General features: G+C 62.8%; 24 protein-coding genes. All 24 read left to right on the plus strand.

The features are described from left to right. Window positions 1-243 (plus strand): hypothetical protein (locus tag DTS01S_RS31090; protein ID WP_061289167.1); only part of this gene is annotated, 243 nt, incomplete at its 5' end. Then, the gene (locus tag DTS01S_RS24275; protein WP_061289169.1) at window positions 243-677 is read left to right on the plus strand and encodes an antiterminator Q family protein; all 435 of its coding nucleotides are present in this window, start codon (window positions 243-245) and stop codon (window positions 675-677) included. The genes DTS01S_RS31090 and DTS01S_RS24275, both read left to right, overlap by 1 nt. Window positions 678-1,168: 491 nt before the next feature. Continuing rightward, window positions 1,169-1,387: an HNH endonuclease gene (locus tag DTS01S_RS31325; protein WP_254787969.1), complete on the plus strand. Its 219-nt coding sequence runs from the start codon at window positions 1,169-1,171 to the stop codon at window positions 1,385-1,387. 305 nt (window positions 1,388-1,692) lie between these two features. Further along, a complete protein-coding gene (locus DTS01S_RS31330; RefSeq protein ID WP_061289175.1) occupies window positions 1,693-2,181 on the plus strand; it encodes a hypothetical protein in 489 nt (162 codons plus the stop codon). Window positions 2,182-2,207: 26 nt separating this feature from the next. Then, a complete protein-coding gene (locus DTS01S_RS24290; RefSeq protein WP_061289178.1) occupies window positions 2,208-3,902 on the plus strand; it encodes a terminase large subunit in 1,695 nt (564 codons plus the stop codon). After that, the gene (locus DTS01S_RS24295) at window positions 3,899-5,200 is read left to right on the plus strand and encodes a phage portal protein (protein WP_061289180.1); all 1,302 of its coding nucleotides are present in this window, start codon (window positions 3,899-3,901) and stop codon (window positions 5,198-5,200) included. The genes DTS01S_RS24290 and DTS01S_RS24295 overlap by 4 nt, the downstream gene beginning before the upstream one ends. A 3-nt stretch (window positions 5,201-5,203) precedes the next feature. Continuing rightward, window positions 5,204-6,082 (plus strand): head maturation protease, ClpP-related, encoded by an 879-nt coding sequence (locus DTS01S_RS24300; protein WP_061289183.1) that lies wholly within the window; start codon window positions 5,204-5,206, stop codon window positions 6,080-6,082. A gap of 41 nt (window positions 6,083-6,123) precedes the next feature. After that, complete coding sequence (locus tag DTS01S_RS24305; RefSeq protein ID WP_082774939.1) at window positions 6,124-7,497, plus strand: phage major capsid protein; 1,374 nt, start codon at window positions 6,124-6,126, stop codon at window positions 7,495-7,497. Window positions 7,498-7,554: 57 nt separating this feature from the next. Further along, window positions 7,555-7,833, plus strand: a complete 279-nt coding sequence (locus DTS01S_RS24310) for a hypothetical protein (RefSeq protein WP_061289186.1) — start codon at window positions 7,555-7,557, stop codon at window positions 7,831-7,833. Window positions 7,834-7,934: 101 nt separating this feature from the next. Next, entirely contained in the window at window positions 7,935-8,303 is a 369-nt protein-coding gene (locus DTS01S_RS24315; RefSeq protein WP_061289189.1) for a hypothetical protein, read from the plus strand. Further along, a complete protein-coding gene (locus DTS01S_RS24320; RefSeq protein ID WP_061289192.1) occupies window positions 8,300-8,779 on the plus strand; it encodes a head-tail connector protein in 480 nt (159 codons plus the stop codon). Before DTS01S_RS24315 ends, DTS01S_RS24320 begins: the two co-directional genes overlap by 4 nt. Window positions 8,780-8,781: 2 nt before the next feature. Then, entirely contained in the window at window positions 8,782-9,123 is a 342-nt protein-coding gene (locus DTS01S_RS24325) for a phage head closure protein (RefSeq protein WP_061289195.1), read from the plus strand. Continuing rightward, window positions 9,116-9,673: an HK97-gp10 family putative phage morphogenesis protein gene (locus DTS01S_RS24330; RefSeq protein WP_254787971.1), complete on the plus strand. Its 558-nt coding sequence runs from the start codon at window positions 9,116-9,118 to the stop codon at window positions 9,671-9,673. Before DTS01S_RS24325 ends, DTS01S_RS24330 begins: the two co-directional genes overlap by 8 nt. Continuing rightward, entirely contained in the window at window positions 9,657-10,016 is a 360-nt protein-coding gene (locus DTS01S_RS24335; RefSeq protein ID WP_061289198.1) for a DUF3168 domain-containing protein, read from the plus strand. Before DTS01S_RS24330 ends, DTS01S_RS24335 begins: the two co-directional genes overlap by 17 nt. A 63-nt stretch (window positions 10,017-10,079) precedes the next feature. Further along, window positions 10,080-10,739 (plus strand): phage tail protein, encoded by a 660-nt coding sequence (locus DTS01S_RS24340; RefSeq protein WP_061289201.1) that lies wholly within the window; start codon window positions 10,080-10,082, stop codon window positions 10,737-10,739. 5 nt (window positions 10,740-10,744) lie between these two features. Then, entirely contained in the window at window positions 10,745-11,059 is a 315-nt protein-coding gene (locus tag DTS01S_RS24345; RefSeq protein ID WP_061289204.1) for a phage tail assembly chaperone, read from the plus strand. Between the two features lie 59 nt (window positions 11,060-11,118). Beyond that, window positions 11,119-11,367: a DUF1799 domain-containing protein gene (locus DTS01S_RS29985; protein WP_217649266.1), complete on the plus strand. Its 249-nt coding sequence runs from the start codon at window positions 11,119-11,121 to the stop codon at window positions 11,365-11,367. Window positions 11,368-11,418: 51 nt separating this feature from the next. Continuing rightward, entirely contained in the window at window positions 11,419-11,967 is a 549-nt protein-coding gene (locus DTS01S_RS24350) for a TM2 domain-containing protein (protein ID WP_061289207.1), read from the plus strand. 71 nt (window positions 11,968-12,038) lie between these two features. Further along, window positions 12,039-14,999, plus strand: a complete 2,961-nt coding sequence (locus tag DTS01S_RS29990; RefSeq protein WP_074931830.1) for a phage tail tape measure protein — start codon at window positions 12,039-12,041, stop codon at window positions 14,997-14,999. Then, window positions 14,996-15,589: a DUF2460 domain-containing protein gene (locus DTS01S_RS24370; RefSeq protein WP_061289217.1), complete on the plus strand. Its 594-nt coding sequence runs from the start codon at window positions 14,996-14,998 to the stop codon at window positions 15,587-15,589. Before DTS01S_RS29990 ends, DTS01S_RS24370 begins: the two co-directional genes overlap by 4 nt. Next, entirely contained in the window at window positions 15,586-16,515 is a 930-nt protein-coding gene (locus DTS01S_RS24375) for a DUF2163 domain-containing protein (RefSeq protein ID WP_061289220.1), read from the plus strand. Before DTS01S_RS24370 ends, DTS01S_RS24375 begins: the two co-directional genes overlap by 4 nt. Then, window positions 16,512-16,922: a C40 family peptidase gene (locus DTS01S_RS24380; RefSeq protein WP_061289223.1), complete on the plus strand. Its 411-nt coding sequence runs from the start codon at window positions 16,512-16,514 to the stop codon at window positions 16,920-16,922. Before DTS01S_RS24375 ends, DTS01S_RS24380 begins: the two co-directional genes overlap by 4 nt. Next, window positions 16,923-20,648 carry a phage tail protein gene (locus DTS01S_RS24390; RefSeq protein WP_254787972.1) on the plus strand — a complete coding sequence of 1,242 codons (3,726 nt, stop codon included), beginning with the start codon at window positions 16,923-16,925 and terminating at the stop codon, window positions 20,646-20,648. Then, the gene (locus DTS01S_RS29995) at window positions 20,645-21,748 is read left to right on the plus strand and encodes a DUF2793 domain-containing protein (RefSeq protein ID WP_074931832.1); all 1,104 of its coding nucleotides are present in this window, start codon (window positions 20,645-20,647) and stop codon (window positions 21,746-21,748) included. The genes DTS01S_RS24390 and DTS01S_RS29995 overlap by 4 nt, the downstream gene beginning before the upstream one ends. The last annotated feature ends 31 nt before the right edge of the window (window positions 21,749-21,779 follow it).

Genomic DNA, 21,779 nt, shown 5'->3' on the forward strand with positions numbered 1-21,779 from the left:
TCCATGCCCGAGGTCTACAAGACGATCCAGCGCCATGCAGAGAAAGACGCCCGGGTGTGGCGACTGGTGCGGATGGGGTTGGCTGGCCGGCCTGGCTGCTTTTGGGCGACAGAGGCGGGGCAGGTGGCAGGGACGCCCTTCGTCAAGCTGAGCCGGACGGTCGAGGTCTCGCGCCTCATCTCGCGGATGGGCTGTGCACACGTCTGCATCATCGCTGGCCATGGTGATCTGGGGGCGAACTGATGGCACGCATCGAGCACATCAAGCGCAAGCTGGACAACTGGGCGCTGTGGAAGTCCCGGCTCAACAGCAGTGGCCTGGGTTTCCATTCGGTCAACGTGCTGGCCGTCGATGTCTGGGGCCGCAACAGCTACGGCGGCTGCCAGATCCCCCACATCGACCAGGAGGCCGAGGAGGTGGACAAGGCAGTGCAGGAAATGGAGCAGGCAAAGCGCCACCTCTATGCAACGGTTTACGACTACTACCTGCTGGACCTGGGTGTGTCGGAGATTGCCCGCAACATGGGCAAGGGGCCGAGCACCATCCATGCCCATCTGAACCAGGCGGACCAGTACATTGACCATTGGCTGCAGGAGCAGCAACGCATCAGGGAAGAGCGCGAGGCGCTGGCCCGTGGCCGTGAGTACATGCGGCGCGCGGGGAGTTTTCCACCATAGAGAGTTGGGCTACATTTGCGGCAAGCTAGTGCTCGGTGCCCCTAACCGCTGATCACTTGCCAGCCCCGCCCGGTGCAGACCCGGCGGGGCTTTTCTTTGGGCTCCATCGGGCAGCAATCCCTGGTGTCCCATGACTCGCAGAGGTACGAGTGATAAAGACCAACCGGCGCCACGGAGGTGGAGCAACGCCGGGCCTCCCCATTACCGCGATGCCTGGAGCGCTAGGGGCCGCGTGCCTGGGTAAACGGCACGGCGTTCGATCTTGGGAATCGGGCGCGCGACCCTCGACGGCTGACCCATCAGCGCCGGACCCGTAACCGGCCCATTCTGGAAGAACCATGCCATCTGCTGCTCCGCGTCCCTGTACGCATCCGGGATGTGGCGCCCTTGTGCATGACGGCTCTGGCCGCTGTGCCAAGCACCCAAAGAAAGCGTGGGTGCGCAACAGACCGGCACCCATCAAGCGCCTTGCTGGCCGAGCCTTGCAGCGCATGCGCGAAGAGCGTAAGCGCGATGCGCCGCTGTGTGTGGAGTGCGCCAAGGTCGGGATCGTGCGGCTGTGGGAAAAGCTGGACCACATCGTTCCCCTTGAAGAGGGTGGGACCAACGATCCGAGCAACCTGCAGGGCTTGTGCGATGAGCACCACGACGCAAAGACGGAACTTGAGCGGCGGCGCGGCCTGCATCGGGCTGCGTATCGCGGACGTTGATGAGCCGGCGGGCCGAGGTTGCCCGCCGGCCAGGACGCACCGGCGGCAAAGGCCCTCACAGCCCGCAGGACGCACGCACCCCGCCCGCACTGGCCCGGGCATGGGTGTGCGGGAGATCGCCCCATGGCGCCCCTGCCAGGGCCATCGCCGCCCCATCGGCGGGGGTGCCCGACCCCTGCCCTCGACCGGACCCAGGGGGGAGGGGGGGGGGCAAAAGTCGGGGCCCTCGGCCCTGGAAACCGACCGCTCCACCGGACTTTGCTGGCGGGCAGTAACTACCCCCTGGGGGTTTAACTAGGAGTGTCATGACCAAGAAAGCTGATGAGTTCGCGGTCCAGTTGCCGGCCGTGGGCGCTGGATACGTGGCGAGTCAGCCGGGAGCAATCGAATCTCCGGCTGCGCCCGAGATGCTGCGGCTGGGCGAGGAGGAGCAAAAGCTCTACGAGTACATCTGCGACTCGCTGCGCCGCGCCGGGGTCGAGCACCTGACCGCCGGCATTCCGATTGCGGTGATCGTGCGCACCTTCGCCGACTGGCTCAAGGCCGTGGCGCTGTGCGATGAGAAGGGCCGGACCCAGACATCCAAAACGGGATGGGTGACGGAAATGCCTTGGGCCAAGGATGAGGCCCGCTTGAAAATGGAGCTGGGCCAGTGGCTACCCAAAGCATGCTTGACCATACCGTCACTGGCCCGGGTGCGGAAAGACGCGGGGCCGCAGGGGCAGCAGGACGACCTGTTCGCCGCCCTCGCAAGCCACGCTACCAGCTTACCCGGCGGCAGTGCGACGCACTGATCCCTGAGCAGCTGCAGCAGTGGGATGTGGACTACGGTTTGCCCGTGCTGCGCAATGAGGTGGTCACCGGCAAATATGTCTACCTGGCCGTGCTGCGGCACTACCGCGATCTGAAGGAGGCCGGTGCCCGAGGCCTGGTGTTCCAGCCGGATCACGCCTGGCACATCATCCACTTCATCGAACGCTTCTTCGTTCATATCAAGGGGCCGCTGACGGGCAAGCCCATCCTGCTGGACCCCTGGCAGAAGTTCTGGACGGCCGTGCTCTACGGCTGGCGCCACGCCGCGACGGGGCTGCGCAGGTTCACGCGCTCCTATGAGGAGGTGGCGCGCAAGAATGGCAAAAGCACCTGGAAGGGGCCGCAGGGCGCGTACCTGTTTTCGATGGCGGGGCAGGGTGGCGCCGAGGTCTACGCGGTAGCCACCACGCGGGCGCAGGCCATGACGGTGTTCAAGCCGGCGTTCGACAACATCAAGCGATGGTGCCGCCGCTCGGAACGCACCCGGCGCAGCTTTCGCATCTACGAGGGCGCCAATCAGGAAAAGGTCCAGTTCGGCGACAGCAACGTTTTCCAGCCGCTGCCGGCCAATGCCGAGCACCTGGATGGCCTGAACCCCTCGGCCATCATGTACGACGAGCTGCATGCGGCCAGCAACCGCGATGTGTGGGACGTGATGGAGTCGGCCCTGGGCGCGCGTGAAGATCCGTTGCTGTCGGCCATCACAACGGCGGGCTTCATCCTCAATGGCATCTGCGTGGAGATACGCAGCTACCTGGTCAGCATCCTTGAGGGGCGCCGCCAGGACGATGCCTTCTTCGGCTACATCTACACGCTGGACGTGGGGGATGACTACTACGACGAGCGGAATTGGCCCAAGGCAAACCCCGGGCTGGGCCGCAGCAAGATGTGGGACTACATGCGCACCCAGGCGCGCAAGGCCAAGGCCCTGCCGGGTGCGCGGGCCAACTTCCTGACCAAGGATCTCAACATCTGGTGCAACGACGCCGAAGGGTGGTTCGATATCCAGGTCTGGGACAGGGGCGGCAAGCCCTTCCTGCCGGCCATGCTCAAGGGGCGGCGCTGCTATGGGGGCTTGGACCTCGCCAGCGTGCGCGACCTCACCGCCTTCGTGCTGGTGTTCCCGCCACTGGAGGGCGAAACCACGGTCCACGTCCTGGCGTGGCACTGGGTGCCCGAGTCCAAGCTGCTGGAAGAGGCCGAGGACGAGGCCTCCTATCGCCAATGGGTGGAGGAGGGATGGCTGATCGCCACGCCGGGCAACGTCACCGACTACAGCGCGGTGCGACAGGTCATCGTCCAGGCCGGCAAGGACTTCGACATCGTCGAGCTGGGCTTCGACGACTGGAATGCCCAGCACCTGGTCAACGAGCTGATGGCCGAAGGCCTGCCCATGGTCAACATCCCGCAGAACACCGGCGGCATGGGTCCTGGCAGCAAGGAACTGGAAAAGCTGGTCTACGGCGGCATGCTGGCCCATGGCGGCAACCCCGTGCTGCGCTACTGCGCGGGCAACGTCTCGCTGCTGTTCGACAGCAACGGCAACTACCGGCCGAACAAAAAGACCAGCAAGGAAAACGGACGCATAGACGGCATCGTGGCCACCGTGATGGCCCTGGGCCGCTACGCCAGGCCCGATGAAACGGGTGATGAGGACGGCTTCTTCGCCAGTCCCGCAACAGCAGGAACTTCGAGCAGATGAAACCAACCCTCTACCACCGCATGCGCGGCCGGTTGCGCGCCGCCGTACATGGGCTGCGAGGCCAGTCCGCCAGCATCAGCGACCCCATTGGCTCGGCCGCCGTTTTCGGCGTGGACCTGGCCTCCGGGGTCTCAGTCAACCAGCGCAGCATGCTGCAGCTGTCGGCGGCCTGGGCCTGCGTGCGGCTCATCTCCTCCACCATCGCCACGCTGCCGCTGAGCATCTACACGAAGGACAGCGGGGGCAAGCGGGTGGCGCCGGAGCACGGGCTGCACAGCATCCTGCACGACGTGCCCAACCCCGATGCCACGGCAACCATGTTCTGGCAGGCGATGGTCTCGGCCATGCTCACCCAGGGCTGCGGGCGGGCAGAAAGGCTGATGATCGGCGAGCGCCTGGTGGGCCTGGAATTCCTGGTCCCTGGGCGCCTGACGGTGGGCCGCAAGCAGGGCTCCATCGTGCTGGACTGGCGCTACCTGGACTTCAACGGCAAGCAGCGCATCATCCCTGCGTCCCGGGTCTGGACTGTCCCCGGGTTCACCCTTGATGGCCGCAATGGCGTCAGCGTCATCGAGTACGGCGCCAAGGTCTTCGGGCAGGCCCAGGCGGCAGACCAGGCAGCAGGGCGGGCGTTTCGCAACGGCGCGCTGCAGAACCTGTTCTACAAGGTGGCCAAGTTCCTGCAGCCGGAGCAGCGTGCCGAATTCCGGAAGAACGTCATCGGCCTCATCGAGGACGGACAGGCGCCGCTGCTGGAGGGCGGGATCGAGGTCGAAGCCATCAACATCAGCCCCAAGGATGTGCAGCTGCTCGAATCCCGGGCGTGGAGCGTTGAAGAGATCTGCCGATGGTTCGGCGTGCCGCCCTGGATGGTGGGCCATGCATCGCAGGGCGCCACCAAATGGGGCTCTGGCATGGAGCAGGAGTTGATTGGGTTCCTGACGTTCTGCCTGGGCCCGATCATCAAGTCCATCGAGCAGGCCATTACCAAGGATCTGCTCACCCCTGGCGACCGACTGCGCTACTACGCCAAGTACGCGGTGGAGGGCCTGCTGCGCACCGACAGCGCGGCGCGGGCGGCGTTCTACGGCGTCATGGTGGACAAGGGCATCCTGACCCGCGACGAGGTGCGCGAGCTGGAGGACCGGCCGCCCATGGGTGGCAATGCTGCGGTGCTCACCGTGCAATCGGCCATGACCACGCTGGACTCCCTGGGCCAGCTCGACAACAACCAGCAGGCCCGGGCAGCGCTCAGGTCGCTGCTGGGCTTCGACACCGACGAGCCACAGAAAGGCTGAACCATGAGCATCAGAGAACTACCGGGCGCCCCGGCCGGCCGCCCGAGCGCAAGCGTGCGCAGCGAAATACTGCCGCGCGCCCTGGACCGCTGGAACAGGGAGGTGCGTTCCGCCCTCACCGAGGACCAGGAGGACCGCAGCATCAGCGTCTATGACGTGATCGGCTACGACTACTGGACAGGCGAGGGCGTCACCGCCAAGCGCGTTGCCGGTGCCCTGCGCAGCCTGGGTGCAGGCCCTGTCACCGTCAACATCAACAGCCCCGGCGGAGACATGTTCGAGGGCCTGGCCATCTACAACCTGCTGCGCGAGCACAAGGGCGAAGTCACGGTCAAGGTCGTTGGCCTGGCCGCCTCGGCGGCCTCCATCATCGCCATGGCCGGAGACACCGTCCAGATCGCCCGTGCGGCGTTTTTCATGGTGCACAACGGATGGGTCATCGCAGCAGGCAACCGCAACGACTTCCGCGAAATCGCCGACTGGCTGGAGCCCTTCGACGCTGCCATGGCAGACATCTACGTGGCCCGCTCCGGCATGGCCGACAAGGAGGCGCGCCGGCTCATGGATGCCGAATCCTGGATCGGTGGCTCCGACGCCATAGAGCGCGGCCTGGCCGACGAGCTTCTGCCCTCTGACCAGGTCGGCAAGGGCGAGGCCAAGGCCAGCGCAGCGGCCGTGCGGCGCATCGAGGCCGCACTGCGCACCTCGGGCATGCCCAAGTCCGAGGCCGTGCGCCTTATCAGCGAGTTCAAGGCCAGCCTGGGCGACCCGGGCGGGCGCGATGCGGGCGACCCCATCGAACCGGAGCGGCGGATGCCCCCAGCGCAAGGCAAGGCCTCGGCCCTGTCCGGCTCGCTGTCTGCATCGCTGAGCTGGGAATAGAGCAGCCGCGTTTTCACTTCATCAACACAGGAACCAACCCTATGAAATCCGTTCGCTATTTCTCCCTCGCCCTGATGGCCGCCGTGGCCCTGGGCTCCGTGGCCGCGCATGCGGCCGGCGTCGATGTGCAGGCCTTCTTTGCCTCGCACGCCGACGTTCTCGCCGGCCTGTCCATGCTCGGCGTGGCAGGCACCACCAGCCTGGAGACCGAATACAAGCAGGTGCAGGCCGACCTCAAGGACGTGGGCGACAAGCTCAAGGCCTATGCCGAGACGGCGCAAAAGGAAATCAAGGCCAACGCCAAGCTGGGCGAGGACACCAAGGCCAGTGTCGATAAGCTGCTGGTCGAGCAGGGCGAGCTGCGCGCCAACCTCAAGGCGGCCGAGCAGATCCTGGCCAAGCTGCAACACGGCGGGGGCAGCGACGGCACCCCGCAGTCTATCGGTGCACGGGTGGTGGCTGCAGAGGCCATCAAGAACTTCGACGTCAGCAACCCTGCCAGCGTGACCGTGAAGGTAGGCTCGGTCAAGGCTGCTGTCACCAGCGGCGACGGCTCGGCGGGAGCGCTCATCCAGCCTCAGCGCGTGCCTGGCCTCATCGTGCCGCCCCAGCAGCGCCTTTTCGTGAGCGATCTGCTCAACTGGGGCCCGACCACCGGCAACGCCGTGGAATTCGTGCGCGAAACCGGCTTCACGAACAACGCTGCGCCTGTCGCGGAAAACCCGTCCAACCCCAAGCCCGAATCGGACATCACCTTCGAGCTGGACAGCGAGAAAGTGGCGACCATCGCCCACTTCATCCGCGCATCCAAGCAGGTGCTGAGCGATGTGCCCATGCTGCAGTCGTACATCGACGGCCGCCTGCTGTACGGCCTGGATGTCAAGCTGGAGCTGCAGTTGCTCAAGGGCTCCGGCGTGGGCCTGAACATGCACGGCATCATTCCGCAGGCAGCGGCCTACGCCAATCCTGGCGTCACTGTCCAGAATGAGACCGCCATCGACCGCCTGCGCATCGCGCTGCTGCAGGCCGAGCTGGCCGAGTACACGGCAGACGGCATCGTGCTCAACCCCATCGACTGGACAGAGATCGAGCTGACCAAGACCGCCGACAACGCCTACCTGTTTGCCACGCCGCGCGGCCTGGCCGTGCCGGGACTGTGGGGCCGTCCCGTGGTCTCCACGCCGGCGCAGGACGCGAACAACTTCCTTGTCGGCGCGTTCAGCCTGGGCGCGCAGGCCTGGGACCGCGAAAGCGCAGTCGTGACCGTCAGCACCCAGGACCGTGACAACTTCGTGAAGAACATGGTCACGATCCTGGCCGAGCTGCGTGCCGCGCTGACGGTCTACCGGCCCGAAGCCTTCGTGAATGGCAACTTCACGGGCGTCAACCCCGCGCCCGTGCCAGTCAGCTCCTGATCCATCTGGCTGCCGTGCACACGTCTGCACGGTGGCCCTTTTTTTGGATGTAGCACCATGAGCACCATCGAAGTCATCGCGCTGAGCGGTTTCGACCACGACGGCCGCCGCCGCTGTGGAGACGCCTTCCGCGTCAGCCATGTGCAGGCCCTGGCCTTGAAAAAATCAGGCCTGGTCCGGCTGTCCACGGACCCGGCGCCTGCCAACCCTGGCACGCCGGGCCCTACACCGGCCGCTGGCAGCAAGCCGTCTGCATCGCCAGCGGCCCAAGCCTCACCCAAGCAGACTGCGAAGCCGCGCGCCGGTGGCGCGAAGACGGGCAAGGCCGAGGAATAGGCCGAGCCGTCTTCGTCACCAATACCACCTTCCGCCGATGCCCCTGGGCCGACGTCATCTACGGGCTCGACCTCGCCTGGTGGCGCGAGCACCTGACCGAGGTGCGCGCGCAGTGCACCGGCCTGCTGGTGTCGCCCCAGCCCAAGCTGCAGCCCCTGGGTGTTCGCTGCGAACGTGCCTGGCTCGGTGGTGAGCGCACCAACAGCGGTGCCGCGCTGATCGCGCAGGCCGCCTGGTGGGGCGTGCGGCAGGTCACCCTGCTTGGCTACGACCTGCAGCGGCTGGATGGCCGCGCGCACTGGCATGCGGACCATCCTGCAGGCCTGGGCAATGCCGATGGCATTGTCCGGTGGCCCGCGCAGTTCCGCGCTGTCTTGCCCAGGCTGGCCGGCATGCAAATCGTCAATGCCACGCGCTCCACAGCGCTGGACCTTTTCCCCTTGGCAACCCTGGAGGATGCACTGTCATGAGCCTCATCTCGCTCGATGAGGGCCGCGCGCACCTGCGCGTAGAGCCCGACTATCCGGCCGAGCAGATACAGCCCTACCTGGATGGTGCGGACGCTGCCGCGCAGCGGTTCCTGAACCGCAATGTGTACCCGGACCAGGCCTCCCTTGATGCGGCCCGGGCCGGTGTTCCTGCTGCGCTGGCGGCTGCCCTCGCTGCGCGGGAGCAGGCGCAAGAAGCTGCTGGGCAGATCGCTGACCCTGCGACAGCGCGGCTGCTTTCTTGTGCTGCTGACGACGCCTATGCCGACGCGCTGGAGTCTGCCCAGCATGTCCTGCGCGGAATGGTGCTCACCGCGAATATCCGCGTGGCCCTGCTGCTGCTGCTGGGCCATCTGAGCGAGAACCGCGAGACGGTGGCGCGCGGCGCCACGGTCACGGACCTGCCCGTGGGCGCAGAGCATTTCCTGCTGCCCGACCGTGTGGGCTGGGGGGGCTAGAGATGGGTGCAGGAGCATACAAGCGCCGGTTTCTCATCCAGCAGCGCGCGCCTGGCGTCGATGGCGATGGGCAGCCCCTGGACGACTGGCAGGATGTCATCGCAGTCTGGGGGAACATCCGTGCGCCCTCCGGCCTGGGCCAGATCGCTGGCGAGTTCGTCGCGGCGGCTCAGGAAGTCAGCCGGGTGCAGTACAGCATCCGCACGCCGTACCGGCCAGGCCTGACCGCCGGCATGCGTGCGGTGGGCGCTGGCGTGGTCTACGAGATCCGCCAGGTTGTTCACGACGAGGTGCGGCGCGAGCACACGGATCTGGTGGTGGCCACGGGGGCCAACAATGGCTAACGGCCGCAACCTCGTCACTGCGCGCGACCGCGCCCGGGCTGCCAAGGGCGCGGGCATGGCCACGGACATGTCCGAAGTCTTCGCCAACCTGGACAAACTGGGCGAGGCCGGGCGGGTCAGCCTGGCGCGCTCCATGGCGGTGGCAGGTGGCAAGGTCATCCGCGACGAGGCCAAGCAGCGCGTACCGCTGCGCACCGATGTGCTGTACGGCGCCATCTACCTGGCCTACAAGACCAAGTCCCAGGGCACCAACCAGGCGCGCTATTCGGTCACTTGGAACGGGCGCAAGGCGCCGCATGGCCACCTGGTGGAATTTGGGTACATGCAGATCTACAAGGTTCGCGTGGACAGCCTGGGCAGGTTCTGGACCGACAAGACCCAGCGCCTGCCGGTGCCCAAATACATCCCCGGTCAATCGTTCCTGCGCTCGGCCTACGAGGCCACTACCGCCAGCGCGCAGGCGGCCATGATGCGCCGAGGGCGTGAGCGCTGGCAGGAGCTGATCAGCGAGATCGCTGGAGGAGGAGGACCGAATGGCAACGCTCAATGAGCGCATCGTGCAACTGCTGGGGCCGCTGGTGGGTGGGCGGATCTATCCCGACCTTGCGCCCGACCATGCGGGCAAGCCCTACATCACCTACGAGCAGACGGGCGGCCGTGCCAGGCAGTACCTGGAAAAGCGGCTGCCGGACCACCGGCATGCGCGCATACAGATCAACGTCTGGGACGACCGGCGCACGCAGGCCACGGCCATTGCCCTGCAGGTCGAAAAGGTGCTGATCGAAAGCGAGCTTGTCTCGGAAGCGCTGGGGGCTTTCTCCAGCGTCTACGACCAGGCCACCAAGCTGCGGGGAACGCGGCAGGATTTTTACTTCTGGCATCGGGACACCTGATGCCGCCCCTTGTGCAACCGGCCGCCTTCAGGCGGTTTTTTTTCGTCTGAAAGGAACTCTTCCATGTCTTCCATGTTTCCCAACGGCACCATCTTTTCGGTGTCCACTGGTTTCGAGACCGCCGTGGCGGTATCGGGGATCTCCAACGCCATGCCGGCAGTTGCAACCCTGGCCAGCGGCACCGTGGCGGCTGGGGCCATCGCGCTGATCAACAGCAACTGGGCCGGCATCGACGGCCGCGTGGCCCGTGCGTCCGGCTCCACGGCTGGAGAGGTCACGCTCGACGGCATCGACACCACGGACGATGACATCTACACCCCGGGCACTGGCGCCGGCGCAGGTTCTCTGCTGGCCGTGGATACCTGGGTGCAGCTGTCCCAGGTCACCAGCTCGGCCAAGTCGGGCGGAGAGCAGCAGTTCTACAACTGGCAGTACCTGGAAGACCGCACCAGGACGCAGAAGCAGCGCCCCACGTTCAAGAACGCCAAGGTGCTCACGCTGACGCTGGACTACGACCCGGCCAAGGCGTGGTACACGGCGCTTGAAAAGTTGGATGAGAAGGCCGAACTGATCGTCTTGCGCGCAGCCCTCCCCAACGGGGCGAGCATCTACTACCCGGTCTATCCGTCCTTCGACGCGGACCCCTCGCTGACCATGAACGAGAACATGCAGAACACTGCCACGTTCTCCATGGCTGGCAAGTTCACCCGCTACGAGGCATAAGCGCTATGACCTTCATCACCAAAGCTCCTCCAACCTTCGAGGGTTCCATCACTATCACCGGCCAGGGACGTGCGCAAAAGCTCGATTGCGTCTTTCGCCACATGCTGCAGGATGAATACGGGAAGATGTTCCAGGGGCTGGCGAGCGGCTCCGTAAAGCCGGAAGACGCCATTCTGCGGGTCGTGGTTTCCTGGAATGCCGACCGGCCGCTGACTGCAGAGGGCGTGCGGGAGATCCTGCAGGATATGCCTGCATTCGACTGGGCTCTGCTCACCGGCTACGGCCAAGCCTTGACGGTGTCGCGCGAGGGAAACTCGTAGCGGCGGCGCAGGCGCTCTACTTCAAACCCCCCTCGGCCTCCGATCTAGCCGAAGTGGGTTTGACGCTCAGCGACCTTCCGCCGCCGCCTGCTGTCTATCCCTGGCCAGAGAATGAAATGCCCGTTGCCCTGTTCCGTAGGTTCTCCAGTCAATGGCGCGTAGGCATGGGCGGCGCCTATGGCTTGGACATGAATGTGTTCCTGCATGAGCTGGATCGAAAAAAGCTATCGGAATCCGACTACGACCATGCGGTGTGGGCGCTAGGCGTTATTGAGGCCGAAGCGGTCAAGCTCATGGCTGCTCGATAGGTTGTGCTTTGTTAGCATCTGGTTACTGAGCACGATCTGAATAGGGGAGCTATGACCGACAGCAATGATGTATGGGTGAGGGCGATGCAGGAGGCTGAATCTGCTGATGCCCGTGACGCTGGTCTTTGGGCGAAGTGCTTCGCCGAATCGGGCGGCGACGAGTCAAAGGCAAAGGCCCTGTACATGAACCACAAAGTGGGAGCGGTTCAAAAAGCCGCGCAAGGGTATTGCCCCAATTGCACACAGGCGGTCGCTCTTGACTCGCGCAAATGTGACTTCTGCGGTGCCGACTTCATCACGGGCGGATGGCGTCCTCTGGAAGTGAGACCCGCAAAGCCCAAGTATGGGGCTCCGGTGCAGGCAAACCCGCACATCGTGAAGACTGCCAAAAGTCGTGGCATTTACATCATTCTGGCGCTGTTCTTTGGGATTTTCGGAGTCCATAACTTCTATGCCGGGCGCCTCGGCCGAGGGGCTGCGCAGTTTGTCATAACGGCAACCCTAGGTTGGTTTTTTGTTGGCCTGGTCGTTACGCTGATCTGGGCCATAGTTGACATGTTTACGGTAACAACTGATGGGGCGGGAGACCCGCTCGCATAGCGTCAGTCCTAGCAACGAAACAATCACAGCCCCTAGGCGAATGCCTAGGGGCTTTTCTTTTGGGAGGTCGCATGGCCGCTGAATCCATAGGCACGGCGCGCGTTGACATCGTCGTCAACACTGATGATCTGCAGACGGGCATTGAGGCGGCCAAACGCCAGATGCGTGGCTTCGAGGGGGCATCTGATGCGGTCAAGCAGGAGCTGGGTCGCATGACCGAAGCGCAGCGCCGTGCCGCCGAGCAGATGCTGCGGCAGATCAATACCCTGCAACTGGGTAAGGAGGGGCTGGCTGCTTTCCGAATTGAGACGCGGACCACTGGCGAGGTGCAGAAGTTTCTGCGCGAGCAACTGGCTGCAACCAGTGCGGCGGCACAGGCTTCGGGCAACCAATTCGCAATGTCGCAAAAGCAGATTAATGCTGCAATGCGTGGCGTGCCGGCGCAGATCACGGACATCGTGGTCAGCCTGCAGGGTGGCCAGGCTCCTTTGACCGTCTTGCTCCAGCAGGGCGGCCAACTGCGAGACATGTTCGGAGGTATCGGTCCTGCAGTTAAGGCGCTCGGCAGTGCGGTTCTGGGGTTGGTAAATCCCTTCACCGTCGCCGCAGCAGCAGTCGTGGGCTTTGGATTTGCCATGTCCAAGGCTGAGTCATCGCTGCGCACTGAGATGTCGTGGCAGGCCTTTGCTGATGCAACAGGCCGGGGGGTAGAGCTGTCGACTCAGGCCATGAAAAAACTACGCTCGGAGATGGCGCTTCTCCCGGGTGTCTCCAAATCGATGGCCTCCGCTGTGGTCGGGGACTTGGCTGTGATGCGTGACTTGAGCACTGCATCGATCAACGGAATCGGATTGGCCGCTGCTGATGTGGCGGTCATCATGCGCAGCACTGTGCCGGAGGCTGCAAAGGAGCTGGGCAAGGCGTTGTCTGATCCTGAAAAGGGGGTGGTCGAACTCAATAGCGTGTTGCGCGTGTTCTCGGCTGAGCAGGTTGCCTCAATACAGGCCATGGCCGAGATGGGCAACAAGGCGGGCGCGCAGGCGGCCATGTTGGACGTGCTGCACAAGGCTACCAGTGGCTTGGCCCTGCAAGGGCTCACGCCTTTGCAGAAGGCTACGAACGACTTCGGCAATAGCTGGGACGCAGCGATGACTGCCATGGGTAACGGCGGCCCCTTGCAGACTGCCAATGAACTGATGGCAGGGCTGGTTCAGCGCACTGCGGAAGCAGTGGACTGGTTGCAAAAATTGCGTCCTCCGCCATGGTTGGAGGCGCAATTTAGAGGGGGCCTCAATGGCATGGTCTACAACGCCATTACTGGCGGGATTAAAGCGCCTGCCAACACTGGTGGAGCCACTGGGTCGTGGGGAGACAACAAGGGTGGAGCCACTGGTTCCTGGGGGGCGCCTGTCGTCAACGCCGAGGCCGAGGCATGGAATCGCCAAATCGAGACGCTTCGCAAGGCAACGGATGGCTACAAGGCCACATCCAAGGTAATGGCTGACCTGAAAGACCATGCCAAGGATCTTGGTGCGGCGCTGCAGACGCTTAGGAGCAAGGGAGAGGGCGGTGGGGAGCTGGCTAAGCGCTTGCAGGCAAATCTGGACGGTGTCAATGAGCGGCTTGCGAACATGGGGAAAAAAGGCGCTTCCGGCGCCGCCAGGATCGCGAAGGCTGACCTCTCTGCAGACATCACCGACATCCAGATCCGCTATCGCCAGCTGACCACCGCACAGGGCAACGCCGAACGCATGCTCGATGCGCAGCGCGCCGCCGGCCTGGTCAGCGAGCGGGACTACTACGCCCAAAAGCGCCAGTTCCTGGAGGACAACGCCGCGCTGCAGATTCGTGAGCTGGAGGAAGAAAACCAGCGCTACACCAAGCAGTCGGCCACCGGTGCGGACAAGATCAACAACGACAAGAAGATCGCCCAGAACGTGGGGAAGATTGCCGAAATCCGGGCCAAGGCTGCCACGGACGTGGCCATCTCCACCCTGCAGGAGGAGGCGGCCAATCGCCAGCTGGAGGCCTCGTACAAGGCGCTTACGCAGTCCATGGAGGACTACCTGCAAAGCAGCCGGGACCGCTATCAGCGCGAGCTGGACGGCATGGGCCTGGGCAACCAATGGCGCGACCGCAACACGGCGCAAAACCAGATCAATGACCGCTACCAGGGCCAGCGCAACGACCTGCGCAACAACCGCGAGCTGCTGGAGATGGCGGGCAAATGGAATGCGGAGCTGGAACAGCAATATGCGCGCCGCCTGCAGATCATCAACGACGCCAACCAGAAAGCGCTTGAGCTGGATGCCGACTTCTGGCGCCGCCGGCGTGAGCAGCAGTCGGATTGGTTCGTCGGCGCGAACGAGGCCATCGCCAACTATCTGGATGAAGTGGGCAACGTCGCCAAGCGCACCGAGGGCATCGTGGGGAATGCGCTGTCGGGGTTCACCTCGGCGGCCACTGATGCGCTCTATGCGGGCAATCTGGACTCGTTCGAATCGCTGGGCGAAACCATCGCAAATCAGATCACGGCCGGGATCATTTCGCAGCAGATCAGCGCGCCGCTGGCCCAGTGGCTCAACGGCCAGTTGGGCGAATCAACCTCGTGGTTGTCCCAGATATTCGGCTCGCTCATGGGGGGCAAAGGCGGCGGTGGTGGTGGCGGGGGCGGAATTGGCAGCCTTTTCAGCTTCCTGTTCAACGCAAAGGGCGGCGTCTACGACAGCCCCAGCCTGAGCCGCTACAGCAACCAGGTGCACAGCTCGCCCAAGCTCTTCGCGTTTGCCAAGGGTGCGGGCGTGTTCGGCGAGGCGGGCCCGGAGGCCATCATGCCGTTGACCCGCAACTCTGCCGGTGTGCTCGGCGTGCGCGCCGTCAGCGAGCCCGGTGCAGGCGCGGGCGGCGGCCGTGGCGGGGATCGCATCTACAACATCAATGTGCCCGTGGAGGGCCGCGTGGACCGGCGCACCCGCAGCCAGATCGCTGGCGATGTGGCGCTGCAGATGCGCAGTGCAGAGAGGATGCGATGAGCTTTATCGATGCGCGGATCAATGACAAGGTGGACATCGGCTTTGTCGGCGGCCCGGCCTGGCAAACGCTTGTGGTGCCGCTGGCCAGCGGCCGCAATCGCCGGCGGCAGGAATGGGCCATGCCGCACCACAAGTACACCGTGGACTACACGACGCTGGACCCGACTGTGCAGAACGACATCCTTGCCGCCTTCCTGGCGTGCCATGGGCAGATGCACACGTTTGCACTCAAGGACTGGAACGACTACAGGGCGCGGGGCCAGGTCATTGGCCAGGGCGACGGGGCGGCAACGCCCATGCAGTTGGTGAAGGTCTATGCGTTCGGGCCTGCCCGCTACGTGCGAGCCATCACGCTGCCCGTGGAGCGCACCGTGCGCGTGTTCCAGGGGGGCGCTCAGGTGCCCTGCACCGTGGACAGGCTCACCGGCCTGGTCACGCCGCAGGCCCCCTGGCTGGCCGGCGAGGACATCACGGCGGATTTTGATTTCAACGTTCGTGTGCGGTTCTCGTCGGACTTCTTCGGCTTCACCCGCGACTCGCATGTATCAGCCCACACGACGGTGGAGCTAGTGGAGGAATTTGGAACATGAGGACCATCCCAATCGCCCTGCAGCAGCACCTGGATGGGGATACCACCACGGTGTGCATGCTGGTGCGCATCGAGCCTGTGGCGCCCGGTTATACCCCTGTGGGCGTGACCACGCTGGACCGTGACGTGTTGTTTGACGCCGGCACGGGTGCGCTGCTGTACCGCGCGGCCGTGGGTGTTGACTCCAGCGCGCGCGTGAGCAGCTCGGACATGGCCGTGGACAACGCAGAGGGAACAAGCCTTGTGCCCGAGTTCGACGTGCCTGTTTCGGAGCGCGACCTGGTGGCCGGCGCCTACGACTATGCCCGCTGGACCAGCTACCTCGTGAACTTCGAGGACACGACGCAGTTTGTCGAGCTGGCGCGCGGCGAGCTGGGCCAAGTGCGTGTGTCCCAGGGCATGTCGTTCACCTTCGAGATGCTGGGGCTGACAAAGCGTCTCAAGCAGACTGTGGTTGAGAAAGACTCGCTGCGCTGCCGTGCGATCTTCGGCAGTCAGCCTCTGGGCACCCCTGGCGCCACAGTGACTCAGCTCTTCTACTGCGGGCGCGAGGTCGATGGCCTGTTTGTGGGATCGCATGTGGTTGAGCCAGGCGAGGAAAACACCGTCAGCTTCAGCACTGCGCTGTCTGAGCCGGATGGCTATTTCAAGCCCGGCATGTTGCGATGGGCCACGGGGGCAAACGCGGGCCGCGTCTACGAGGTCGAGGAGCACAAGGATGGCGTGCTGTCGCTCACCTTTGCCTCCATGTTTCCGGTCCAGGCCGGCGATCAGTTCTTTGTGCGTCCCGACTGCACGAAGTGGAAGGATGGCCCCAACGGGTGCAAGACCTGGTTCGGTGCGAACTGGGTCTTGCACTACCGTGGCGAGCCGTACATCCCGGTCGGAGACACGGGCCAGATCAACGCCCCAGGGGCCAGCATATGAGTGCGCTCGTTGACTCTGCCCGCAAGTACCTGGGTGTCCCATTCCGCCATCGCGGACGCAGCGCCACGGGTCTGGATTGCGCCGGCCTGGGATGGATCGCATACCGAGACCTCGGCATCGAGTTGCCGGATGTGAGGGCCTACGGCCGCGAGCCGTTCCGAAATGGCCTCATGGAGGGCCTGCGCGCGGCCCTGGGAGATCCCGTTGACGACGGGCCACAGCCCGGCGATGTCGTCGTCATGCGCTTTGACAAAGACCCGCACCACGTCGCACTGATCGCTCAGGCGCCGTATGCGGACGAATTGACCATGATCCACGCAGACTCTATGCACGGCCGTGTCGTAGAGCACCGTCTGTCTGATGACTGGCGCGCGCGGATAGTTTGCGTGTACCGGAGGCCTGTGTAAATGGCACGTCTTGCTCTATCTGTCGGCGGCGCAGTGGCTGGCTTCTTTATCGGGGGACCTGCAGGCGCCCAGGTCGGATGGATGGCGGGCAGCATCGTGGGCTCGCTTATCCCGCAGACAATGCGCGGCCCCAGTATCGAAGAGGCTGGCACCCAAACAACTGCGGAGGGCGCTCCGCGAGCAGTTGTCTACGGCACTGCCCCGGTTTCCGGGAACGTCATCGACGCCGGCCGCACGCGCAAGATCACGCGCAAGGAGCGCCAGGGAAAGGGCGGGCCATCCGTCGAAACCGAGGCCCTGCTGCGCACATACGCGATACGCATTGCCGAGCCCATCGCCGGGATCATCATGGCGAAGAAAGACGGCAAGATCGTCTACGACGCCAGCGATCCGGAGTTCCAGGACGACAACGATAAATTCCTGTCCGGCTGCCGCATTTATAAGGGTGATGAGCAGCAACTGCCCGACCCGGACCTCGAAGCCATTCACGGAGCAGGTGAAGTGCCCGCGTATCGCGGAAGCTCATACATTGTTTTCATTGACGACGATGTGACTGATCGGCGTGGCTCCATCCCTCAATATGAGTTTGTTGTTGGTCGTGCGGAGGCCAACCGACTTGGAAATCCTGGCGACCCGATACCTTCCGAGAAAAGAAATTCGATTCAGGGAACGACTGGCGGAGGAGGTTTGGCTTCGAGTAGGCTTCCTGGCCGCACTATGGATTCTTCAGTTAACAATACATATTTCATGGGTTGGTATGTTGAGCCAACTTTCGGACAGCCATCTGTTAATGCAACGTTCTATATAGAGATAAATGGAACTGAGGTCTATCAATTTACAGGTGAGGCATCTGCTGGTAATAGGCTATATCACTGCGTTCAGTTCCATCACCAAACGAGGTCTGATGTTTGTGTTGTTGGAATGAGGTGCGCGCCATCTTCTAATGGTCAATTCTATTTAACATGGGATGCCATAGATTCAACTAAGATATATACGCCTGCAAATTCTGCAGAGGTTGTTTTGTCAAATGACCCACTGTTTGGATTACTCCTTGATGAAGACGATAATCTATTCACCATGCATAAGGATATTCCTCAGTACCCGCCAGAATGGTCATGGGGCGCCAGTGTGCTGACTGAAGAGGCTGTCGAGGCTGGCGGGACGACGGTGAAAATTTCTCCCGTGCCATTGCATGAGATAGTGACTTCCATCAGTGAGCGCTGCAATTTGGGTCCGGAGAACTACGATACGTCCGAGCTTGTTGATATGGTGGACGGATTTGTTATGGCCAGTGCGGGTTATAGTGGAGCGGACGCTATCAATAGCCTGCGGGCGCCGTATTTCTTCGACTGCCCAGAATATGGAGGAAAGATCTGGTATCACAAGCGAGGTAAGGCTTCGGTCGCCGAGATAACCATTGAAGATATGGTGGAGGAGCCAGACGATAGTGAGCGGCAAGCGCAAATTGAGTATCCGAGGAAGCTGCACCTGACGTTTCAAAGTGCTGCCGTCAATTACCAGACAGCGCAAGCAACGAGTGAGCGGGTCTCTCCTGATGTGCGCGTCACTGGAGAATCGGCGATGCAGGTTGCTGTGGTGATGACCTCGGAGCTTGCCGCACAGAAAGCGGCCATGCTGCACAAAGTGTCCTGGTCCGAGGCAGAGGGCGAGGTCAAATTCTCGCTGCCGGATTCATGGCTGCGCCTTGTGCCAGGCGATTGCGTTGTGCTCAAGCCGCGCGACACGGCGCGGCGCGTGCGCATCGACGGGATCGAAATGTCGGCCGGGGTGATGCAGATTACTGGGCATGTGGACCGCCGCAGCGCTTATGCATCAACTGTTGGATACGTGCCGCTGCCGGAGCCCACAAAGCCCCCTTCAAGCGTTGTAGGCGACACCGTGCTGGCCGTGCTGGACGTGCCACTGCTGCGAGATGACGATGACGCCCTCTACTACTATGCCGCAGTCACTGGCGACCGCTCTGCATGGCGCGGCGCCCAGGTGCAGCGAAGCCTGGATGGCGGGGCATCGTATGTCGAGGCTCTTGGCATCAACTTCCCTGCAACGATAGGCCGTCTGCGCGCTGCTCTGCCTGATGCCTCCCCCTGGTACACAGACAGCACAAACGTGATCGATGTGGACTTGATCCGCGACGGCGACAGCCTGGACAGCGTGACTGCGGCCCAGTTCCTGCAGCGTGCAGGCGCCGTGGCGCTGCAGCTGGCAGACGGATCCTGGGAAGTCGCGCAATACCGCGATGCCGAGCATGTCAGCGGCCTGCGCTACCGGCTGAGCACATTGCATCGAGGGCAGCTCAACACCGTGCCGGGGGCGCACTCTTCCGGCGCGTTGCTGGTGCTTCTGGATGACGTGAGCCGCATATCCGCGCAGTCGGCATGGCTGCGCCATGTACTGACGCACAGAGCCCCTAGTTTCGGCGGGGCCGTGGAGACGGCTACGCCCCAGTCCATGACATATGCGGGTCGCGCGCAACGTGAATGGCCCGTTGCATCGCTGCGCATCTCCGCCACTGGCGGCCCGGTGGGCGGCAGCATCGTTGCCAGTTGGGCGCCGCGTCATCGGCTTGGGACAGACGTGCTGCCTGTGGCGAGTCAGTATTTCAGGGGATTTCGGGTGTACGCGACCGACGCTGGCGGTCAGTCGATGACAGCCGATGTGACGGCTCAGACGCACACCCTGCAACTGGGCGCGATGACCTGGCCGATACGGGTGCATGTGGCTGCCGTCAATGCGGTCACGGGCGCAGGCCCCTGGCGCTGGGTAAGCACGGACGGAGCAGCAGGGGACGGCGACGGACCGGCAGAGGAAGAGCAGCCGGGTGGCGAGACACCCATAGGTGATGGCACGTTCCAGCGTGGCATTGCAATGTACGGCTCGGCGCGGGCCGGGGCCTACGGCCAGTTGATGGGCGGCGACTTGTTTGCAGCACAGAACTCGGGGGCGAGTTGGCAGCTATTCAAGCTCCGAGCGGACACGCTTGAGGTGGTTAGGGCGGCCTATGCCGGACCATTCCTTTTCGCGCTCATCAACGATGGGACGAGCCTCTACGGCGGCAGCGACGGGCTTGTGCGCAAATGGGACGCGGACCTCAATGAAGTGGCTCAAATGCGCGTAGGTGGTACAGGTGATGCCCAGGGATTGGCGCTGTCCGGTGGCAATCTATGGGTGTCGGTGCCGTATGAGCCGGCTATCAAAAAACTGGACCCAGCCACGCTGGCGGTACAGGCCACAGTGACCGGTCTGAGGATCAACAGCCTAGTGTCCGATGGATCGTATTTGTACGGTGCGAGTCGGGCAGACAACTGCATCTACAAGCTCGATGGATCCACAGGCTCACTTGTGGACACGTTTCCGACTGCTGGATACCCGGCTGATCTTGTGGTCCACGGCGGAAAACTCTGGGTGATCTGCCTTCACGACCTGCCGGTGCGGCTCTACAAGCACGACGCCGGCACGGGTGCGAAAGAGGCATTTGAGCTGGAAGTGACATCCACGCCGGGCCGGATGGCGATTGCGGGTGATGTGTTGGGTGTTGGCGGCCGCGTGAGCTTCGCCGTCAACACGCTCACGGATTCCGTGATCGGCAGTTTCTCGATACCGTTGGACAACCCAAATCAGGTGCAGCCGCCCGCTGCATCGCTCATCACGCCCACGCGATTCGTCGCCGGGGGATTCGACTGGACTGCTTACTACGACTTGATATGAGCACACCTATTTTGCCTTTCGCCGTGTGGGAGGCTGGCACCAACCAGGCCAGCATTCCAGCAAACGACAACGCGCTGCGCTCCGAGATCCTTTCGGGGCTTGTGATCAGCAAGACCACGACAGCGCAACCCGCTGGCGTTGACGGCGCGATCTACATCATCCCTTCCGGCGCTACGGGGGCGATGTGGTCAACCTTCGCCCCGGGCGATCTTGCGATCTTTAGGGGGGGTACGTGGTATGCCTATGCTCCGGTTCAGGGCGTGGTAATCCACATGGATAGCAGCATCCAGCAGTGGGATGGTTCTGATTGGGTGGAATTATCCGGGTCAGGTGGCGGTGCAGGAGATTTCCTGTCGCCACTAGTAAATGACGAGATTTCAGTAAGTGGAACATATACGCTTGAAATCGGGAGAATGCATTCTTGCTCTGGCAGTTCATCCGATTACACGGTGACTCTGCCGCCAGCATCTGGAAATGCTGGTAAATTTGTTGGCGTGAGAATGTCTGCAGCTCTTTCTAGACTTGTTAAATTAAAGGGGAACTCCTCAGAACTTATTGATGGGAAAAATGAAAGAGTAATGTGGAGAGGCGAAAGCGCTGTGCTTATGTGTGACGGTGGTTCTTGGTCGAAAATTTCAGGGAAAACCATTCCTGTATACGCGTCAATGCGCCGCACTTCGTCTTACTCAATGTCTAACGCTGCATTTCTTTCCATTCCAATGGATACGGTGGTTACAGACAACACTTCATTTTTACTTAGTCCTATAGCTAGTACATCTACAGGCAGGATTACTGTATTCCGCCCGGGAACTTACTCTGTTCACGGATTGTGCTCAATTAATGATTCTTCGGCCGGGACTGTGTTTTCTGCTGGGCCGGTCAAAAACGCTACAGACCTCAGCACTGGGCCTTCTGGGGTAACAAGCGTCATAACCGGAGTTGAGGGAATACAAATATCCGGTTCTTGTATTTTTGCAGCAGAGGCAAGTGACTACATGGCTTTGTTTGCATTCCAGAATAGCGGGTCATCGAGAAACACGAGATCAGATCTTGTCGGGCTTATGCCAGCACTATCAGTGTCAGAGATACCAAGTTGGTGAAATCGATAGTTAATATCGTCATCTGAAATAT

The organism is Delftia tsuruhatensis NBRC 16741 (assembly GCF_001571325.1).
In the GTDB taxonomy this organism is placed as follows: domain Bacteria; phylum Pseudomonadota; class Gammaproteobacteria; order Burkholderiales; family Burkholderiaceae_C; genus Comamonas; species Comamonas tsuruhatensis.

Bases quoted from the DNA above. Each gene is read 5' to 3' on its own strand.
- DTS01S_RS24275 (WP_061289169.1), top strand. From the start codon at position 243: ATGGCACGCATCGAGCACATCAAGCGCAAGCTGGACAACTGGGCGCTG.
- DTS01S_RS31325 (WP_254787969.1), top strand. From the start codon at position 1,169: ATGCGCGAAGAGCGTAAGCGCGATGCGCCGCTGTGTGTGGAGTGCGCC.
- DTS01S_RS31330 (WP_061289175.1), top strand. From the start codon at position 1,693: ATGACCAAGAAAGCTGATGAGTTCGCGGTCCAGTTGCCGGCCGTGGGC.
- DTS01S_RS24295 (WP_061289180.1), top strand. From the start codon at position 3,899: ATGAAACCAACCCTCTACCACCGCATGCGCGGCCGGTTGCGCGCCGCC.
- DTS01S_RS24300 (WP_061289183.1), top strand. From the start codon at position 5,204: ATGAGCATCAGAGAACTACCGGGCGCCCCGGCCGGCCGCCCGAGCGCA.
- DTS01S_RS24305 (WP_082774939.1), top strand. From the start codon at position 6,124: ATGAAATCCGTTCGCTATTTCTCCCTCGCCCTGATGGCCGCCGTGGCC.
- DTS01S_RS24310 (WP_061289186.1), top strand. From the start codon at position 7,555: ATGAGCACCATCGAAGTCATCGCGCTGAGCGGTTTCGACCACGACGGC.
- DTS01S_RS24320 (WP_061289192.1), top strand. From the start codon at position 8,300: ATGAGCCTCATCTCGCTCGATGAGGGCCGCGCGCACCTGCGCGTAGAG.
- DTS01S_RS24325 (WP_061289195.1), top strand. From the start codon at position 8,782: ATGGGTGCAGGAGCATACAAGCGCCGGTTTCTCATCCAGCAGCGCGCG.
- DTS01S_RS24330 (WP_254787971.1), top strand. From the start codon at position 9,116: ATGGCTAACGGCCGCAACCTCGTCACTGCGCGCGACCGCGCCCGGGCT.
- DTS01S_RS24335 (WP_061289198.1), top strand. From the start codon at position 9,657: ATGGCAACGCTCAATGAGCGCATCGTGCAACTGCTGGGGCCGCTGGTG.
- DTS01S_RS24340 (WP_061289201.1), top strand. From the start codon at position 10,080: ATGTCTTCCATGTTTCCCAACGGCACCATCTTTTCGGTGTCCACTGGT.
- DTS01S_RS24345 (WP_061289204.1), top strand. From the start codon at position 10,745: ATGACCTTCATCACCAAAGCTCCTCCAACCTTCGAGGGTTCCATCACT.
- DTS01S_RS24350 (WP_061289207.1), top strand. From the start codon at position 11,419: ATGACCGACAGCAATGATGTATGGGTGAGGGCGATGCAGGAGGCTGAA.
- DTS01S_RS29990 (WP_074931830.1), top strand. From the start codon at position 12,039: ATGGCCGCTGAATCCATAGGCACGGCGCGCGTTGACATCGTCGTCAAC.
- DTS01S_RS24370 (WP_061289217.1), top strand. From the start codon at position 14,996: ATGAGCTTTATCGATGCGCGGATCAATGACAAGGTGGACATCGGCTTT.
- DTS01S_RS24375 (WP_061289220.1), top strand. From the start codon at position 15,586: ATGAGGACCATCCCAATCGCCCTGCAGCAGCACCTGGATGGGGATACC.
- DTS01S_RS24380 (WP_061289223.1), top strand. From the start codon at position 16,512: ATGAGTGCGCTCGTTGACTCTGCCCGCAAGTACCTGGGTGTCCCATTC.
- DTS01S_RS24390 (WP_254787972.1), top strand. From the start codon at position 16,923: ATGGCACGTCTTGCTCTATCTGTCGGCGGCGCAGTGGCTGGCTTCTTT.
- DTS01S_RS29995 (WP_074931832.1), top strand. From the start codon at position 20,645: ATGAGCACACCTATTTTGCCTTTCGCCGTGTGGGAGGCTGGCACCAAC.